Origin of the sequence: Schaalia sp. HMT-172 (assembly GCF_030644365.1) — a bacterium.
Taxonomy (GTDB): Bacteria; Actinomycetota; Actinomycetes; order Actinomycetales; family Actinomycetaceae; genus Pauljensenia.
In genome coordinates this window covers 1,047,938-1,065,772 of record NZ_CP130058.1, presented here as the reverse complement: position 1 = coordinate 1,065,772, position 17,835 = coordinate 1,047,938, and the positions used below count along the sequence as shown (strand labels likewise).

The 17,835-nt window shown below is 66.9% G+C and carries 16 protein-coding genes; 4 read left to right on the top strand and 12 right to left on the bottom strand.

The features are described 5' to 3' along the window. The first annotated feature begins 41 nt into the window (after positions 1-41). The 4 genes from trpS to glgB all read left to right on the top strand — a co-directional run bounded on the left by trpS (position 42) and on the right by glgB (position 6,014). Positions 42-1,142 carry a tryptophan--tRNA ligase gene (gene trpS, locus QU663_RS04430; RefSeq protein WP_021610577.1) on the top strand — a complete coding sequence of 367 codons (1,101 nt, stop codon included), beginning with the start codon at positions 42-44 and terminating at the stop codon, positions 1,140-1,142. A gap of 31 nt (positions 1,143-1,173) precedes the next feature. Next, positions 1,174-1,428, top strand: coding sequence for a hypothetical protein (locus QU663_RS04425; RefSeq protein ID WP_021610576.1), 255 nt, complete (start codon positions 1,174-1,176; stop codon positions 1,426-1,428). Positions 1,429-1,615: 187 nt separating this feature from the next. Next, positions 1,616-3,658 carry a maltotransferase domain-containing protein gene (locus QU663_RS04420; RefSeq protein ID WP_034479905.1) on the top strand — a complete coding sequence of 681 codons (2,043 nt, stop codon included), beginning with the start codon at positions 1,616-1,618 and terminating at the stop codon, positions 3,656-3,658. Between the two features lie 160 nt (positions 3,659-3,818). Continuing rightward, the gene (glgB, locus tag QU663_RS04415; protein WP_021610574.1) at positions 3,819-6,014 is read left to right on the top strand and encodes a 1,4-alpha-glucan branching protein GlgB; all 2,196 of its coding nucleotides are present in this window, start codon (positions 3,819-3,821) and stop codon (positions 6,012-6,014) included. A gap of 100 nt (positions 6,015-6,114) precedes the next feature. On the opposite strand, the gene QU663_RS04410 is transcribed toward glgB, so the two are convergent. The 12 genes from QU663_RS04410 to atpA all read right to left on the bottom strand — a co-directional run bounded on the left by QU663_RS04410 (position 6,115) and on the right by atpA (position 17,820). Beyond that, positions 6,115-7,020, bottom strand: a complete 906-nt coding sequence (locus QU663_RS04410) for a tetratricopeptide repeat protein (RefSeq protein WP_021610573.1) — start codon at positions 7,018-7,020, stop codon at positions 6,115-6,117. Between the two features lie 97 nt (positions 7,021-7,117). Then, positions 7,118-8,116 carry a hypothetical protein gene (locus QU663_RS04405; RefSeq protein ID WP_021610572.1) on the bottom strand — a complete coding sequence of 333 codons (999 nt, stop codon included), beginning with the start codon at positions 8,114-8,116 and terminating at the stop codon, positions 7,118-7,120. Continuing rightward, a complete protein-coding gene (locus tag QU663_RS04400; RefSeq protein ID WP_021610571.1) occupies positions 8,113-9,591 on the bottom strand; it encodes a hypothetical protein in 1,479 nt (492 codons plus the stop codon). The genes QU663_RS04405 and QU663_RS04400 overlap by 4 nt, the downstream gene beginning before the upstream one ends. Before the next feature lie 151 nt (positions 9,592-9,742). Then, positions 9,743-9,985 (bottom strand): hypothetical protein, encoded by a 243-nt coding sequence (locus QU663_RS04395; protein ID WP_198010188.1) that lies wholly within the window; start codon positions 9,983-9,985, stop codon positions 9,743-9,745. A 50-nt stretch (positions 9,986-10,035) separates the two neighbouring features. Continuing rightward, positions 10,036-11,226, bottom strand: a complete 1,191-nt coding sequence (locus tag QU663_RS04390) for an N-acetylglucosamine-6-phosphate deacetylase (protein WP_021610569.1) — start codon at positions 11,224-11,226, stop codon at positions 10,036-10,038. 26 nt (positions 11,227-11,252) lie between these two features. Next, the gene (locus QU663_RS04385; RefSeq protein WP_021610568.1) at positions 11,253-12,359 is read right to left on the bottom strand and encodes a DNA glycosylase AlkZ-like family protein; all 1,107 of its coding nucleotides are present in this window, start codon (positions 12,357-12,359) and stop codon (positions 11,253-11,255) included. Continuing rightward, complete coding sequence (gene nucS / locus QU663_RS04380; protein WP_034479898.1) at positions 12,359-13,051, bottom strand: endonuclease NucS; 693 nt, start codon at positions 13,049-13,051, stop codon at positions 12,359-12,361. The genes QU663_RS04385 and nucS overlap by 1 nt, the downstream gene beginning before the upstream one ends. Before the next feature lie 22 nt (positions 13,052-13,073). Further along, positions 13,074-13,478, bottom strand: a complete 405-nt coding sequence (locus QU663_RS04375) for a DUF2550 family protein (RefSeq protein WP_304990690.1) — start codon at positions 13,476-13,478, stop codon at positions 13,074-13,076. Between the two features lie 25 nt (positions 13,479-13,503). Continuing rightward, positions 13,504-13,776, bottom strand: a complete 273-nt coding sequence (locus QU663_RS04370; RefSeq protein ID WP_021610565.1) for a F0F1 ATP synthase subunit epsilon — start codon at positions 13,774-13,776, stop codon at positions 13,504-13,506. Further along, positions 13,776-15,224 carry a F0F1 ATP synthase subunit beta gene (atpD, locus tag QU663_RS04365; RefSeq protein WP_009055275.1) on the bottom strand — a complete coding sequence of 483 codons (1,449 nt, stop codon included), beginning with the start codon at positions 15,222-15,224 and terminating at the stop codon, positions 13,776-13,778. The genes QU663_RS04370 and atpD overlap by 1 nt, the downstream gene beginning before the upstream one ends. A gap of 25 nt (positions 15,225-15,249) precedes the next feature. Beyond that, entirely contained in the window at positions 15,250-16,179 is a 930-nt protein-coding gene (locus QU663_RS04360) for a F0F1 ATP synthase subunit gamma (protein ID WP_021610564.1), read from the bottom strand. 3 nt (positions 16,180-16,182) lie between these two features. Then, on the bottom strand, positions 16,183-17,820 hold the full coding sequence (gene atpA / locus QU663_RS04355) for a F0F1 ATP synthase subunit alpha (RefSeq protein WP_021610563.1): 1,638 nt from the start codon (positions 17,818-17,820) through the stop codon (positions 16,183-16,185). Positions 17,821-17,835: the final 15 nt, after the last annotated feature.

Sequence of the window (17,835 nt, the reverse complement as noted above, 5' to 3'; positions counted from 1 at the left end):
CGCGTTTTTCTTTCCTCCCACACACCCGTTAGGATCAATGCATGACTCGCAGTGAAGATGCCCTGGAAACAGCAACCTCCGATGCCTCGCTGGCCCGCTCGAAGGCCCGCAGCGCCGAGATCGACCTGGCGATCGACCAGGACCCCTCGCGTTTCCGCATCCTCACGGGTGACCGCCCCACGGGCCACCTCCACCTGGGCCACTACTTCGGCACGCTGCGCAACCGCGTGCTCCTGCAGAACCGCGGGGTGGAGACCTGGGTCCTGGTCGCCGACTACCAGGTGATCACCGACCGCGACGGCGTGGGGCCGATCCGTGAGCGCGTCCTCGGCCTCGTCGCCGACTACCTGGCCGCGGGCATCGATCCGGAGCGCTCCACGATTTTCAACCACTCGGCGGTGCCGGCCCTCAACCAGCTGATGCTGCCCTTCCTCTCGCTCGTCACCGAATCCGAGCTGCACCGCAACCCGACTGTGAAGGCCGAGCTGGAGGCCACGGAGGGCCGCGCGATGACGGGCCTGATGCTCACCTACCCGGTCCACCAGGCCGCCGACATCCTTTTCTGCAAGGCCAACATCGTGCCCGTTGGCCAGGATCAGCTCCCCCACCTGGAGCAGGCTCGCCTGATCGCCCAGCGTTTCGATAAGCGCTACGGCCGCGCCACCCCTGAGCGCCCCGTGTTCCCCCGCCCCGAGGCCCTCCTGTCCGAGGTCCCCCTGCTGCTGGGCACCGACGGGCAGAAGATGTCGAAGTCGCGCGGCAACACGATCGAGCTGCGCATGAGCGCCGACGAGACCGCGAAGATCCTTAAGAAGGCGAAGACGGACGCGCAGCGCCGCATTACCTTCGATCCGGAGGGGCGTCCCGAGGTCTCGAACCTCCTCATGCTGGCTTCCCTGGCGACGGGCGAGGCCCCCGAGGCGATCGCCGACCGCATCGGCGACGCGGGCGCGGGCACCCTCAAGGCCCTCGTCACCGAGTCCCTCAACGAGATGCTCGCTCCCCTGCGGTCTCGCCGCGCCGAGCTCATCGCGAACGAGGATTACCTGCTGTCCATCCTGCATGCCGGTAACGAACGCGCGGGCGAACAGGCCGATCGGACCCTGTCCGAGGTTCGCACCGCCATGCAGATGGTCTACTAACCCATCACCCACTGAGTCATTGGAGACAACTATGGCCTACAATCAATTCCCCGAACGTCCCGACGAGTCCGTCGGCTCGTGGATGCTCACCCTCCTCGTGTGCGGCATCCCGGTGATCGGCTTCATCTACCTGCTGGTGCTCGCCTTCGGCTCCGGCGCCGCGCCGTCGAAGCGTAACTTCGCGCGCGCCGTCTTCGCCTGGCAGATCATCGCTCTCGTGGTGACGGTCATCCTCTACGTTCTTTTTGGAGCGGCGATCTTCGCAGGACTCAATAGCGGTCACTGACGTCTCATCTCACGTCTTCCAGCGGGGCGGCATCCGAATCACTCGGGTGCTGCCCCGCCCTTTCTCACCAGCCAGGGGCTCTGTCGTTCCTCCACACGCCCCACCACCACACCATGGGAGATCGGTCACATTCCGTGGTGTGATCTTCGCCTATCAGCTGGTCGGCCCATACGTTAGGGTTGGATATGTGAGCGAGAAACTGTTGCCCCGTATCCCGATCATCGAAGTGTTCCCCGTCATCGAAGACGGAACACTTCCCGCCAAGGCGACCGAAGGCGAGCCTTTCCCCATTCGTGCGACCGTGTTCCGCGAAGGACACGACGCATTCGCCGCCGAGGCCGTCCTGCTGCGCCCGGACGGAGGTGAATACTCCCGTACCCGCATGGTGGACATCGCCCCCGGCCTGGACCGCTACGAGGCCTGGGTCGCCGCCGACACCCCCGGCGCCTGGTCCTTCCGCATCGATTCCTGGTCCGACCCCTACGCCACCTGGCGCCACGACGCCGCCGTCAAAGTCGGAGCCGGCATCGACGTCGAGCTCATGCTCGAGGAGGGCGCCCGCCTCATGGAACGCGCGGCCGCCGGCATCGCCTTGCACAACCCGACCCAGGAAGAGCCCCCGGCCTCGGACATCGAGGCGCTCTTCGACGCTGCGCGCCGCCTGCGCGACACCAGTCACTCCCCCCAGCAGCGTCTCTCCGCTGGCATCTCCTCGCGCATCCGCCTGGTCTTCCGCGATCACCCGCTGCGCGACCTCCTCGACTCCTCGCGCGTCTACCCACTCGACGTGGCCCGCACCAAGGCGCTGGCCGGCGCGTGGTACGAAATCTTCCCGCGTTCGGCAGGTGCCTACCAGAAGCCCGACGGCACCTGGGTCTCGGGCACCCTCGAGCGCGCCGCCGACGACCTGCCGCGCATCGCGGGCATGGGCTTCGACGTCGTCTACCTGACCCCCATTCACCCGATCGGCACGACCTTCCGTAAGGGCAAGAACAACTCGCTCTCCGCGGCACCCGGCGACCCCGGATCCCCCTACGGCATCGGCTCGCCCGAAGGCGGCCACGACGCCATCCACCCGGACCTGGGCGACTTCAACGATTTCGACCGCTTTGTCGAGCGCGCCCGAGGCCTGGGCATGGAGGTCGCCCTCGACCTGGCCCTCCAGTGCTCCCCCGACCACCCGTGGGTCAAGGACCACCCCGAGTGGTTCACGACCCGCGCAGACGGCACCATCGCCTACGCGGAAAACCCCCCGAAGAAGTATCAGGACATCTACCCCCTGAACTTCGACAATGATCCCGAGGGCATCTACCAGGCCGTCCGCGACGTCATCGAACTGTGGATCCACCACGGCGTGACGATCTTCCGCGTCGACAACCCCCACACCAAGCCCATCCCGTTCTGGGAGCGCCTGCTCGCCGACATCAAGGCTCAGTACCCGGGCACGCTCTTCCTGGCCGAGGCTTTCACGCGCCCCGCCATGATGCGCACCCTCGGCGCGATCGGCTTCGACCAGTCCTACACCTACTTCGCGTGGAGGACGTACAAGCAGGAGATCGAGGAATACCTTCTTCAGATTTCTCGGGAGACGGCGCACCTCATGCGTCCCGCCTTCTGGCCGACCACGCACGACATCCTCACCCCGCAGATGTGGGACGGCGGCACTGCCATCTTCGCGATCCGCGCGATGCTCGCTGCGCTCGGTGCCCCCACGTGGGGCATTTACTCGGGCTACGAGTTCGTCGAAAACGAGCCGCGCGGCACCTTCCAGGAGCCCAACGACAACGAGAAGTACGAGTACCGTCCGCGCCGGTGGGAGGACGCCGACGCCATCGGCATCTCGCGGCTCTTCACGCTGCTCAACGCCGCGCGCGCCAAGCACCCCGCGCTGCGCCAGCTCCACCAGATCCGCATCCACCCCACCTCCTCGGATCGCCTCATCGCGTTCTCGCGCCAGGTGCCCGGAAAGTTCACCGAGGACGGCAACCCCGACACCGTCATCTGCGTGATTTCCCTCGATCCGCACAACGGCGTGGATGCTTCGGTCGAGCTGGACCTGGCGGAGATGGGCCTGGCCACCCCCGGCGGCAACATCACGGTCGTCGACGAGCTCGACGGGCACTCCTACGTGTGGGGTTCATCCAACTGGGTGTCCCTGTCCCCCGTGACACGCATCGGCCACGTCTTCAAGGTCGAGCCCGCCCACTCCTCGCCCTGGTCGCAGGCCTGACGGTGGTGGTCCCGCTCGGAGCAGCGCGCGCCGCGCGGGACCGCCACGCACACATTAACCACCTCGATGAGACCCGGCTGCCAATTTTGCCGGTCAACCGATAGACTACTAACACGACAGTGAACTAAGAGGTTCACACAATCTGGAGTAAGGACAATCCATGAGCTGCGAACTAACGCCGATCCCGGTCAATGACGACATTCTCGACGCCGTTGCCTCAGGCTCCTACTACTCGCCGCACTCCGTGCTCGGCGCTCACCTGAGCGACACGGGCGTGACGATCCGCGTCATCGCGCGCCTCGCCGACGCGGTCGACGTGGTTACCCCATCCGGAGCCTACGCGGCGACCCACGAGCGCGGCGGCATTTGGGTTGCGGCTCTGCCCGGCAAGGAGATTCCCCCCTACCGCGTGTCCGTCACCTACGGTGAGGACACGACGCTGCGCGACGACCCCTACCGCTACCTGCCCACCCTGGGCGAGATGGACACCTACCTCATCTCTGAGGGCCGCCATGAGAACTTGTGGCGCGTCCTCGGAGCCCATGTGAAGACCTACACCGATGAGATGGGCGAGACCACCGGTACGGCCTTCGCCGTGTGGGCGCCCAACGCGCGCGCCGTGCGCGTCGTCGGCGAGTTCAACTTCTGGGATGGCGTGGCTACCTCCATGCGGTCGCTGGGTTCCTCCGGCATCTGGGAGATCTTCGTTCCCGACGTCGGCGTGGGTGCCCGCTACAAGTTCGAGATCCAGGGCCCCGGCGGCAACTGGTTCGAGAAGGCCGACCCGCTGGCCCGCGCCACCGAGATCCCCCCGGCCACGGCCTCGGTCGTCACCGACTACTTCCACGAGTGGACGGACGACGAGTGGATGTCGACACGCAAGGATCGCAACCCCCACACCGGCCCGATGTCCATCTACGAGGTCCACGCGGGCTCCTGGCGTCAGGGCCTGGGCTACCGCGAGCTGGCCGACGAGCTGGTGCCCTACGTCAAGCAGATGGGCTTCACGCACGTGGAGTTCATGCCGCTGGCCGAGCACCCCTTCGGCGGCTCCTGGGGCTACCAGGTGACCTCCTACTACGCCCCCACCTCGCGCTACGGCACGCCGGACGACTTCCGCTACCTGGTGGACGCCTTCCACCGCGAGGGTATCGGCGTCATCCTGGACTGGGTCCCCGCCCACTTCCCCAAGGACGACTTCGCCCTGGCCCGCTTCGACGGCACCCCGCTGTACGAGGATCCGGACCCGCTGCGCGGCGAGCACCCCGACTGGGGCACCTACGTCTTTAACTTCGGCCGCCGCGAGGTGCGCAACTTCCTGGTCGCCAACGCCCTGTACTGGCTGGAGGACTTCCACATCGACGGCCTGCGCGTCGACGCCGTTGCCTCGATGCTCTACCTGGATTACTCGCGTAAGGACGGCCAGTGGCGTCCCAACCAGTACGGTGGTCGCGAGAACCTGGAGGCCATCGACTTCATCCAGGAGGCGAACGCGACCGCGTATCGTCGTCACCCCGGCATCGTCATGATCGCCGAGGAATCCACGGCGTGGCCGGGCGTGACCGCACCGACCTCGGGCGGCGGCCTCGGCTACGGCATGAAGTGGAACATGGGCTGGATGAACGACACCCTGCGCTACCTGAGCGAGGATCCGGTCAACCGCCGCTGGCACCACGGCGAGCTCACCTTCTCGCTCGTGTACGCCTTCTCCGAGAACTACGTGCTGCCTCTGTCCCACGACGAGGTCGTTCACGGCAAGGGCTCCATCATCTCCAAGATGCCCGGCGACAAGTGGCAGCGCCTGGCTGGCCTGCGTTCCCTGTACGCCTACCAGTGGAGCCACCCGGGCAAGCAGCTCCTCTTCATGGGTCAGGAGATCGGCCAGGAGCAGGAGTGGAACGAGTCCTACTCTCTCGACTGGTGGCTGCTGGACCAGGAGGGGCACGCGGGCGTCGCGGCCCTGGTGGAGCGCCTCAACGCGATCTACACCTCCTCCCCCGCCATGTGGGATGACGACTACACGGGCTTCGAGTGGATCGACGCCTCCGACGGCGATCACAACCTGATCTCCTACCTGCGTAAGGGGGCCGACGCCGAGGGCAACCGCGAGGTCGTCGTGTGCGTCTCGAACTTCGCGGGCAACCCGCATGAGGGCTACCGCGTGGGCCTGCCCTTCGGCGGCGAGTGGGTCGAGATCCTGAACACGGACGCCGAGGAGTTCGGCGGTTCCGGCGTGGTCAACGTCGGCCCGATCATCGCCGAGGACACCCCGTGGAACGGCCGCCCGGTCTCCGCTCAGCTGCGCGTGCCGCCGCTGGGCGCCGTGTGGCTGGTGCCCGCCTCTCAGGTGCGCTGACACGCCATAGGCTCGTGCGACGAGGCCGGGGCAGGGATTCCTGCTCCGGCCTCGTGTCGTTGCGTGTGCGGCGCAGCTCGAAGCCGCGTCGCGCACACTGTCACATGAGAAGCATCGCCAGGCGCGTGCGCGCCGTGGAGACTTCGGGGGACGAGCCCGCGACGCGGAAGAGGTCGAGGAGACGCAGGCGCAGCGCGTCACGCTCCTCGGCGTCCGTTGTCGCCGCGAGAAGCTCGAGGAGCACGTCGAAGGCACCTTGGGCGTCGCCGGCCGCGAAGAGCGCGTCGGCGCGGGCTGCCGGGTCGCTCGCATCGTGGTCACCGTAGGCGCGGGCGGCGAAACGGACGCGCGACAGGTGCGACTTGGCGTCCTCGTCGCGAGGATTGAGCTCGACGACCCGCTCCCACAGGGCGATCGCCTCGTCGAGGCGTCCCTCCTCCTCGGCGGCCAGGGGGGCCTCGTGCTCGGGCGGGATCGGAGCAACCGTGTCCTCGGCGGCCACGGCGATGCGAGCCGTGATCCCCATCTGGGCGGCGGCCTCGAGAATCTGGGAGACGACGGGGACCACCTGGTCCTTGCCGGCGCTGCCCTGGAAGAGCGGAACCGGGCGCCCGCCGACGAGCGCGACGACAGTGGGCACCGCCTGGATCTGGAACGCCTGGGCGATTTGGGGGGCCTTGTCGATATCCACCTCGACGAGCTGGAAGGCACCCGCGTGCTCGCGCGTGACATCCTCCAGCATGGCCAGCGTCGGCTTCGATTCGAGCGAGCGCGACGACCACATGACCAGGATGACGGGAACGGCCTGCGACGTCGACATGACGTCCTGGAAGCTGGCCTCGTCGGTGGAGGTGATGAGCGGAATGTGCAGGCCCTCCCTCGCGGGCGCGGCGCTCTCCTCGGGAGCGGGGGCCGCGCCGCGGGCCGACAGGTCGATGGCCCCGTGTGAGTCTGCGGGGGTGACGGCCGCCTCGGGGGTGCCGCTGCGGGGCTCTGGCGTGTTCATAGTGTTCCTTCCGCGAAAGCGTTGTTATCCACAACGATGATATGCGTCGTCCCCACGCCACTGGGCGCGGGGACGACGTGTGCGCTATGGGTGAAAATCAGCCCGGGCTGGACGAAGAATCGAGGGCGACCTTGACGATGGATCGGTCGCCACCGACGATCTGCACGTTGCCGCCCGCCTTCTGGGAGGGGATCCGCATGATGACGGTTTCGATGTAGTCGACCGTCGCCGTGCCCTCGACCGTCGTGCCGTCCTTGCTGAGCGATGCGGTCGTGCCGCCCAGGTTCATCGTGGAGCCGGCGACCGTGCGCTGATAGGTCAGCGTGTACTTCAGGTTCGCGGCGACCAGCGCGGAGCCGTCCTGCAGAACCAGGCCAGAAATCGGGTAGTCCGTGGCGGTGGCCGCCATCGTGACGGAGCCAGCGGCGCTGACCGAGGAATTCAGGTCGGTGACTTGCTGGAGGGTCTGCTTCGTAAACTCGTCTGCGACGAACTGGCTGGTGTCCTGGGTACCTGAGTTCAGCATCGTGATGTACTGCGTGAGCGCGGCATTGGGGCTCACGGTGAAGCCCTCGGAGTCGCCCGTCACGTAGGCGGAACCTGTGCCCACGGGGGGCAGCGTCAGCTGGGTGCCGCCGAGCAGGCGCGCGTAGTTTGTCAGCTTGTAGTCCGAACGCGCCGAGTCTTGCACGTAGACCTGGAGCACGGGCAGCGCCGTGGAGGAGCCGTCCGAAATGTTGAAGATTGCGCGAGGCCAGGAGTCTGAGTTCGTGATCGCCAGCGACTTGGGTTCGAAGTCGAGGGTCGACGGCGCCTGACCCGTGGCGGTGGCCAGTGCGTACTGAGCGGTGCGGGTCTCGAGGGCGCCGTTGGTCACCTTGTCGCCGAGATCGGAGGCGTTGAGGGAGGCGTCTGCAGTCGCCATGGCACCGCCGACGTCCGCCAGCACCGACGAAATGCGTTCAAGGTCAAGATTCGCCGTACTCTGCGCGCCGGAGCCCGACTGGGCGACGATTTCGCTGGAGCAGGCGCTCACGCCGAGCGCGGATGCCATCAACAGGGCGGCGCTGGCCGCCGCGAGGGTCCGTCGTTTCACTGCTGTCCTCCCTGACGGTCCTTGAGCCAGCCGGACATGATCGAGGTCCAGCCTCCGGTCGCCGACGCGTCGTCGTCGGGAGCAGACGTGGGCGCGGGGGCTGGTGCGGGGACCTGCTCCTCGGCGCTGCGCGGGCGGGTGATCGGGATCAGGCCGGTGTTGAATTCCTGACCGTCGATGACGACAACCTCTTCGCCCTTGTTACGGGCCTCGCGCAGAGCGCGGCGGGACGGGAGCGTGCGGCCTCCGCGAATGCCGGACAGGTCGATGACGCCGGTGTCGGTCGTCGCGCGCTCGGGCGGATCCTGATCGATGGGCCCAGTGTCGAGGCCATGGCGGCCGCGGCGCTCGAAAGTGTCGGTCATCGGGTCGGGCACGTACTCCTGCGGCGCGGAGGGCTCGCTGTAATCGGGTGCGGGCACGCCGACGATTGACTCGCGCACCACGGGCTCGACATCCGGCTCGACGACGATGGCCTCGCGAATGGCGGTGTCTTCAGTCGAGGGGGCGGAGGCGAGTGCCTGGTCCGGGGTCGCGGCGAATGCGGCGGCACCCCACACAGAGTCACGCGACGTATCCTCAGGGTTCTCAGCGGGGTTCTCCGCGACGGGTTCCTCAGCCTGTTCCTTGGCGCTATCGGTCTGCGCTGCCTCGTCCACGGCAGGAGCGGGCGCGGAAGCCGGGCCGGACTCACGGGCAGCCGCGATGCGCTCGGCCACCTCGGCGGAGTTGATCGACGAGGTCTCGAGAGAGTCGGCCTTCCGGCGCTCCTCAATGCGCTGGGCGCGAATCTTGCGCAGGCGGAGGAGCTGCCAGCGGGTGAGGAAAAGCGCGAGGGCGATGAGGGCAAACACGCAGGCCGCCAGGAAGGCGATGATCGCCAGCATGTTGGTCTGTTCGACCTTCCAGGTCAGCGTCAGCGTCAGGTCGTCGGGGCCGCCCGCGGAGGCGGCAACGGCAGAGCGGCCGCTGGGCACGTTCTCCAGGTCGATGGACACGGAGCCCGCGCCGCTCTCCTGCTTAAACCACATCGGGGATTTCGCCAGCTGATCCGTCAGCTGCGCGGACGTCGGGTCGGCGATAGGCTCGGCGCCGGACTGCACGCCCGACTGCGCGTTGCTGTGCGCGCCCGGCTGCGAGCTGACGTTCGGATTCACCAGGCCCGTTCCGTTCGCTGCGTGGGATTCGGCCTTGAGCTTGTTGCGATCTGCCTCGATGCCGATGACCTCGGTGTAGGCGGCGTTGCCGATCCACCCCTTCGCGTCCTGCGAGGTGCCGATCACGAGCGTCACGGGCGCGCCCGACTTCGAGGTCGCGGTGACCTTGACGTCATCCTTGACGATCGACAACACGTTGTCACGCGTCATGATCAGGTCGGTCGCCGAATCCACCGACGACACCTGCTGCGTCGGCGGCCGCAGGACGGTCACGCCGAGCAGCCCGACAAGGACGCATACGAGTGCGACAGCGCCCATCGACGATGCCGCCACGTATCGCTTCAAGAGTTCCACGGTTGCTCCTCAGGTCCAACGCCCACAGTGCGGGCATTCTTCAGACCCCACTTTACGTGCAAACACTGTGAACAGGCACATGTGCACGCGGGGCAGTGATGCATCACATCTCTCGTCACAGGGGCCGCAGCCCCCGTCGCCAGCACTCCGAATGCCAGTGTCGGCGCCCCTCGACCCCCTGCGGCAAACCGAAGGGGGCTTCCTCCGGCCACGCGACGACGTGCGCGGTTCCGACTGGGATCGGTCGCAGGCAGGCGGGGCAGGTGTACTCCTTGGCGGCGCTGGGAAGGCGCCGCACCTGATAGTTGCCTCCATCCGGCCCACGTTCCGTGCGCGGCACGGAGGCGAGGCGGTCCATCTGCAGCGGACGCGCCTCGCCCCACGGTCGTTTCTTGCTTCGTTTACCTCTCACGCAACCACAGTGCCACGTCGCCAGACGCGGCGCACGTGCAGGTCCTCGCTGACCTCGACAATGTCGGCCTTCTTACCGGGCGCGAGAGCGCCGACGGTGTCATCGCCGAGGATCGCGGCTCCCTGAGCGGAAGCCATGTAGACCGCGTCGACCAGGGGAATGCCCCCGCAGGTGACGGCCACGCGCACACAGTCCATCAGATGCGCCGTGCCGCCCGCAATGGCGTTGCCCTGCGTCAGGCGCGCGACGCCGTCCTTGACGATGACGTCCTGGGGGCCGAGCGTGTATTCGCCGTCGGCCATGCCTGCCGCCGCCATCGCATCCGTGATGAAGACGACGTGCTCGCGACCCACCATCTCGTACACGTCGCGCACCAGCGAGGGGGACACGTGAATGGAGTCGCAGATCAGCTCGGCGACAGCGCCGCCGCGCGCGGCATCGGAGAGGAACTCGGCGATCGGACCGGTGTCGCGGTGGTGAAGTGGGCGCATGCCGTTGAACAGGTGCGTGATGGTCGCGCGTGGGCCGCGCTTCGTCTCGACCTGCGCAAAACGCTCGCGCGAGTATTCCAGGGCCTCGCGAGCCTTCGTCGAATTCGAGTCGGTGTGGCCCCAGGAGGGCACCGCTCCCCCGTCGATAAGGGCCTCGGCCACCGATCCGGGGCCGTAGGCGCCTGGCTTCTCGGGGGCCAGCGTCATCGACAGCGCGTATCCCTGGCAGTCTTCGATGAGCGTGCGCGTGAGCTGCGCGTCCGGGTCGATGATGTAGGTCGGGTCCTGGGCGCCGCAGCGCTCGTGGGAGACGAAGGGGCCCTCGAAGTGGATGCCCGCGATCTCTCCGGCGAGCGCCAGCTCCGCCAGGGTCTTGGCACGCGCTCGCAGTACCTCGGCCGAGGCCGTCACGCAGGAGGCGACAAGGGTTGTCGTCCCGTGGCGGCGATGCTCCTTGACGGCGACGAGGGCCGCCTCGGCAGTCTCGGCGTTGGGGAAGGACTCCCCGCCACCGCCGTGGCAATGCACATCGACGAGGCCGGGGAGGAATGTCGAATCGGTAGGCTCGGGCGCCTCGCCCTCGTAGTCGGACGCGGGACATACACGGGAAATGGTCAAGCCGTCGATCTCGATGATTCCATCCTCGACGATGGAATCCTCCAGGACAAGACGGCCGCGCAACACAGAATCAGTCATGCCAACATTGTGGCATACCTGACACTTCATCGCTGTGTCTTAGACAACCATTTCTCCCATTCGTCGAACGCACGCCGCGCCGACTCTTCCCGGGACTTCCATCCCGGGGCCACCACGACCTGACGCCCGGGGGCCAACACGGCCACCACCCGACCACCCTCGACAGCGATCGGGCGAAACATGCCGTTCTTCGCCGGGCAGATCAGGGACTCGAGGGCGTCGTCAGTCAGGCAGGATCGGTCCTTGTAGCCCACGTGCAGCTCGTCGAATGAAGGGAGAGCGTGCATAGCCTCCGCCTCGGCGCGGCACTCTTCCACGAGATCACTAAGATCGGCACGCGCCACAGCACCGTCGAACTCCGCCAGGGGAAAGCCCATGCTCTCCCCCGCCTCGCGCGCGCCGGCCATCGCCCGACGCGCCTCCGTCACGGTCAACCCGGTCCACCTGGCCAAGTCGGCCTCGTCGATGGGACCGTGCCCCCAGGCGTAGCGCGCGGCCAGCACCGCGAGGGCCTCCTCATGCCCCGACTCTCCCTTCGCCACTCCCGGTGCTCCGGGCAGCGGGCGAGCGTCGACGATCAGGTGTTCTCCCCCTCGCACGGGACCCGAGGTCACCAGCCCGTCCGCGTGCAGGCGCATCACGAGGTGGCGACGACGCAGGCCCGCACCGGAGGAAGAGGCCGTCACCGTGTCGATCCCGCTGCGCGCCCACGCCTCAACCAGCTCCCCGCGGCTCACCCCCATCGGAGACGCCCCCAGCAGCTCGCACGCCACCTGAGCAGCACGCTCGACACACGCATCATCGAGGCCCAGGGCAACCGCCTGGCGTTCCCACGCCGCACGTCGATGGCGCAGCAAGCGACGCAGCCAGTGGTGGTCGCGCCCGCTCGTCACATGCACGGTGCCACGCATCGGCCAGGACCGAACCAGCTCCCCACGCGCGAACGAATCCTCAATGTCGGCGCGCGACGCGCCTTGGCAGCGCACGCCGATCGCCCACGGGATCGCGCTGGCCTGCTGGCCTTGCAGCGCCGCCAGATTCTCAACGGCATCCAGCGGTGAGCGCGAAGCGGTCGCCAAGACGAGTCCTTGGGCGACAATACGCCCCAGGCTGGCCCGCGCAGATAGCGCCATCAGAACAGCCGCGACTCGGGGTCATCCACCCCGCGCATCGCGTCGTAGTCCAGGACCACGCAACGAATCCCGCGATCCTCCGCAAGGGTGCGCGCCTGCTTCGTGATCTCCTGAGCGGCGAAAATACCCGTCACGTCACCCAGGAGCGCGTCGCGTCCCAGCAACGACAGATAGCGCGTCAGCTGTTCGACGCCGTCAATGCCGCCGCGACGCTTCACCTCGATCGCGACATGGTTGCCTTCGGCGTCGCGCACCATGAGATCCACGGGACCCACGGGCGTGGGGAACTCGCGGCGCACCAGCTCCCAGCCCCTGCCGAAAATCTGCGGAACCTGCTCGGCCAGCAGCTCCTGCAGGTGCGCCTCCACTCCGTCCTTCACGAGGCCGGGGTCCACACCCAGGTCCTCGCTGACGTCCGCGAACACCTCGTGAATACGAATGATCAGCTTGTCGTCCGTCTTATCGGCCTGCACCGTCCACACGGCCTCCACGCCCTCCTCGTCCTTCGAAGGCTCCCCGACGGTGACCGTACACGGCGCCGTCATCCAGTTCAGAGGCTTGTAGGAGCCGCCCTCGGAATGGATAAGAACCGAGCCATCACCCTTGAGCATGATGACGCGCTTCGCGGGGTCGAGGTGGGCGCTCAGACGACCGGAATAATCAACGGTGCAAGAAGCAATAACAATACGCACCCCGTGAGCTTACCAATCCCACTCACGGGCGGCGAGGAGGACCCGACTCCACCCAGGACACTAACCCGTTATATGTCAGGCGTTCCACGGCGACCTCGTAACGATGCTCACCGTACGCCAGGCGAACCTCAACCATCGCCCCATCGGCGGTGTGCGAGATCGGCGCAGAAACTTCCATCCCGCGGCGAGGAATCGAGTAGACCAGTTTAAAGGACATGCCGACGAGCCGATACCACGACAGTTCCTCGACGCCGTACACGCCGATACCGGCGGTCCATCCCGCGTGATAGTCGGGGCGCGACCAGCAGCGGAAGGCCCCCAAAAGCGACGTGATCCTGCGGGCGCGAACATTCATGTACGCCCACAGGATCACTCCAACGCACGCGAGGAGAACCGCACACCACATCGCACCATGGATCAGGGTCATGAGGTCCTCCTCGCGTCTCGTCAACCTACTGTGTTGTCACTGTAGCGCTATCGGCGACGAGCGTGACAAAGTCCGAGTCAATTGAGGCGAATCCCCCACTGACCTCGAAAGACACGACCTCGCCGGAACACGTGACCGTCACGGTGCCGCCGCCCAGCTGGGCGAGCAGCGGCTGGCGGCCCGGGAGAATACCCAGGCTGCCGTCAACGGTCGGGATCTGCACCGACAGCGCCGCGCCGTGCCACAGTCGTCCCTCGTGAGAGACGACCTCCACCTGCAAGGACTTGCCCGATGCCATCAGGCTTCCTTGGCCAGTTCGTGGGCGTTGCGCTCCAGGTCGTCGATGCCACCGCAGTTGTAGAACGCCTGCTCCGGAACATCGTCATAGTGACCTTCGGCGATGCGCTTAAACGCCTCGATGGTCTCCGACAGCGGCACGGTCGAGCCGGGAACACCCGTGAACTTCTCGGCCATGTACATGTTCTGCGAGAGGAACTGCTCGATGCGGCGCGCACGCGCAACCGTGATCTTGTCGTCTTCGCTCAGCTCGTCGACGCCGAGGATGGCGATGATGTCCTGCAGTTCCTTGTTCTTCTGCAAAATGGCCTTGACGTGCGTGGCAACGTCGTAGTGCTCGCGACCCACCAGGGCCGGATCGAGGATGCGCGAGGACGAAGCCAGCGGGTCGACGGCGGGGTAAATGCCCTTGGCCGCGATCTCACGGGAAAGCTCGGTCGTCGCATCCAGGTGAGCGAAGGTCGTCGCCGGCGCCGGGTCGGTGTAGTCGTCGGCGGGCACGTAAATCGCCTGCAGGGAGGTGATCGAGTGGCCACCGGCGGAGGTGATGCGCTCCTGGAGCTGGCCCATCTCGTCAGCCAGGTTGGGCTGGTAACCCACGGCCGAGGGCATGCGGCCCAGCAGCGTGGAGACCTCGGAGCCCGCCTGGGTGAAGCGGAAGATGTTGTCGATGAACAGCAGCACGTCCTGGTGCTGAACATCGCGGAAGTACTCCGCCATCGTCAGGCCGGTCAGGGCGATGCGCAGACGCGTGCCCGGCGGCTCGTCCATCTGGCCGAACACGAGGGCGGTCTTGTCGAAGACGCCCGCCTCTTCCATTTCACCGATCAGGTCGTTGCCCTCACGGGTACGCTCGCCGACGCCGGCGAAGACGGAGACGCCGCCGTGGTCCTGTGCCACGCGCTGGATCATCTCCTGGATGAGGACAGTCTTGCCGACGCCCGCGCCGCCGAAGAGACCGATCTTGCCGCCCTGGACGTAGGGGGTCAACAGGTCGATGACCTTGATGCCGGTCTCGAACATCTTGGTGCGGGCCTCGAGCTGATCGAAGGCCGGGGGCTGGCGGTGGATCGGCCAGCGCTCGGTGACCTCGAGGGTCTCGCCCTCTTCGAGGTTGAGCACATCGCCGGTCACGTTGAAGACGTGGCCCTTGGTCACGTCACCGACGGGAACGGAGATGGGGGCACCCGTGTCGGTGACGGGGGCGCCGCGCACGAGGCCGTCCGTGGGCTTGAGCGCGATCGTACGCACGAGGTTGTCGCCGAGGTGCTGGGCGACCTCGAGGGTCATCGTGAAGCTCGACTCGCCCTCACCCTGGCCGGCGAGGTTAACCTCGACGGTCAGCGCGTTGTACAGGGGCGGGATGCGGTCCGGGGGAAACTCGACATCGACGACAGGGCCGACGACGCGGGCGACGCGCCCCTCGGCGATTGCAGGTGTATCAGTCATTATTTTACTCCGTGTCTCGAAGGGCTCAGCTCGCGCCCAGAGCGTCGGCCCCGCCCACGATTTCGGTGATTTCCTGGGTAATTTCCGCCTGGCGGGCCGAGTTCGCCAGACGCGTGTACTTCGTGATCAGCTCCTGGGCGTTGTCCGTCGCCGTGTGCATGGCGCGCTGGCGCGATGCCAGTTCGGACGCCGCCGACTGAAGCAAGACGTTGTGAATGCGCGCCTCGACGTAGAGAGGCAGCAGCGTATCCAGGACCGCCTCGGGCGAGGGAATGAACTCGTACTCGGGCAGCGCCGAGGCCGGGTCATCGGCGTAGCCGCGTTCGACCGTGCGCTCCTCGTCGGACTCGGGGGCGTCCACGACCGTCAGCGGCAGCATCTGGCGCACCTCGGGAACTTGGCTCATGACCGTCTTGAAGCGCGTGTAGACGAGATGAAGCTCGCCAACGCCAGTCGCGGGGTCCTGGTCCAAGAATCGTTCCAGGAGCACGCGCGCGATGTCGCGCGCAGTGTCGGGAGACGGCGAATCCGATTCGCCCTCCCACTCGCACTCGATAGGGACGCCGCGGAAGCGGAAGTACGCCGCCGCCCTGCGCCCGAAGGTGTAGAGCACAGGCTCGCGGCCGTCCGCCTCCAGGTCGGCGATCAGCTTCTCCGACTCACGCAGAATGGTCGCCGAGTAGGCTCCCGCCATGCCACGATCCGATGCCACGACCAGGATGGCGACTCGCTGGGTGTCCTCGCGGTCTTCCGTCAGCGGGTGATCGAGGTCGGTGTGGACCGCGACCGCCGCAACCGCCTGGGTCAGGGCCTTCTCGTAGGGCCCAGCCTCGGTGGCAGCACGCCTAGCCGCGCCAATGCGAGACGCAGCGATCATCTCCATGGCGCGGAAGACCTTCGCGAGCGTCGTCGTCGAGGCGATGCGCTGCTTGTAGATCCTCTGCTGTCCGCCCATCGGTTAGGCCTTCTCGTTCGTGCGGCCGCGCGAGATCTCCTCGCGGGTGCGCTCCGCCGAGACCTCGCCCTCTTCCAGGTCGCTCGCGCCGCGCCCGGCGCTCAGCCACTGGCGGTGGAACTCCTCGACGGCGTTCTTGAGGGCTTCTTCGGTGTCCTTGGTCAGGTCGCCGGTTGCGGCGATGGTGTCCAGGACGGTGGAGTTCGCGTGAAGGTGGTCCAGCAGGCCGCGCTCAAAGCGCAGGACGTCGGAGACCTCGATATCGTCAAGGTAGCCGTTCGTTCCCATCCAGATGGAGGCGACCTGATCTTCCATGGCGTAGGGCGTCGACTGGGGCTGCTTGAGCAGCTCCATGAGACGCTCACCGCGGGTGAGCTGGCGGCGGGTCGCCGCATCGAGGTCGGAGGCGAACATGGCGAAGGCGGCCATCGAGCGGTACTGCGCGAGGGTGAGCTTGAGCGTACCGGCGACCTTCTTCATGGCCTTCGGCTGCGCGGCGCCACCGACACGGGACACCGAGATGCCCACGTCGACGGCGGGACGCTGGTTCGCGTTGAACAGGTCGGACTGCAAGAAGATCTGGCCGTCGGTGATCGAAATGACGTTCGTCGGAATGTAGGCCGACACGTCGTTTGCCTTCGTCTCGATGATCGGCAGGCCCGTCATCGAGCCGCCGCCGAGGGCGTCCGACAGCTTCGCGCAACGCTCCAGCAGGCGCGAGTGCAGGTAGAAGACGTCGCCCGGGTAGGCCTCGCGCCCCGGCGGGCGACGCAGCAGCAGCGACACCGCACGGTAGGCCTCGGCCTGCTTGGACAGGTCGTCGAAGACGATGAGGACGTGCTTGCCCTGGTACATCCAGTGCTGGCCGATGGCCGAGCCGGTGTAGGGGGCCATGTACTTGTAGCCGGCGGGGTCCGAGGCCGGGGAGGCCACGATGGTCGTGTACTCCATGGCGCCGGCGTCCTCGAGGGTGGAGCGCACCGAGGCAATGGTCGAGCCCTTCTGACCGATCGCCACGTAGATGCAGCGCACCTGCTTGTTGGGGTCGCCGCTCTTCCAGTTGTCGCGCTGGTTGAGGATCGTGTCAAGGGCGATGGCCGTCTTGCCGGTCTTGCGGTCACCGATGATGAGCTGGCGCTGTCCGCGGCCGACAGGGATCATCGAGTCGATGGCTTTCAGTCCGGTGGCGAGGGGCTCATGGACGCTCTTACGCATCATGACGCCGGGGGCCTGCAGCTCGAGCGCGCGGCGCCCCTCGAGGTTCGTGATCTCGCCGAGGCCGTCGATCGGGCGACCGAGGGGGTCGACCGTGCGACCGAGGTAGCCGTCGCCGACGGGCACGGAGAGAACCTCTCCGGTGCGGTGGACGACCTGGCCCTCTTCGATGCCGCCGAAGTCACCGAGAACGACGGCGCCGATCTCGCGCTGGTCGAGGTTCATGGCCAGGCCCAGCGTCCCGTCTTCGAAGCGCAGCAGTTCGTTCGCCATGGTGCCGGGCAGGCCCTCGACGTGCGCGATACCATCGGCCGTTTCGATGACGTGACCCACCTCTTCGGTGGCCACGTCCGCCGGACGGTAGGACTCCATGAAGGAGTCCAGTGCTCCTCGGATTTCCTCCGGGGAGATGCTGAGGTCAGCCATGAGGATTCCTAACTA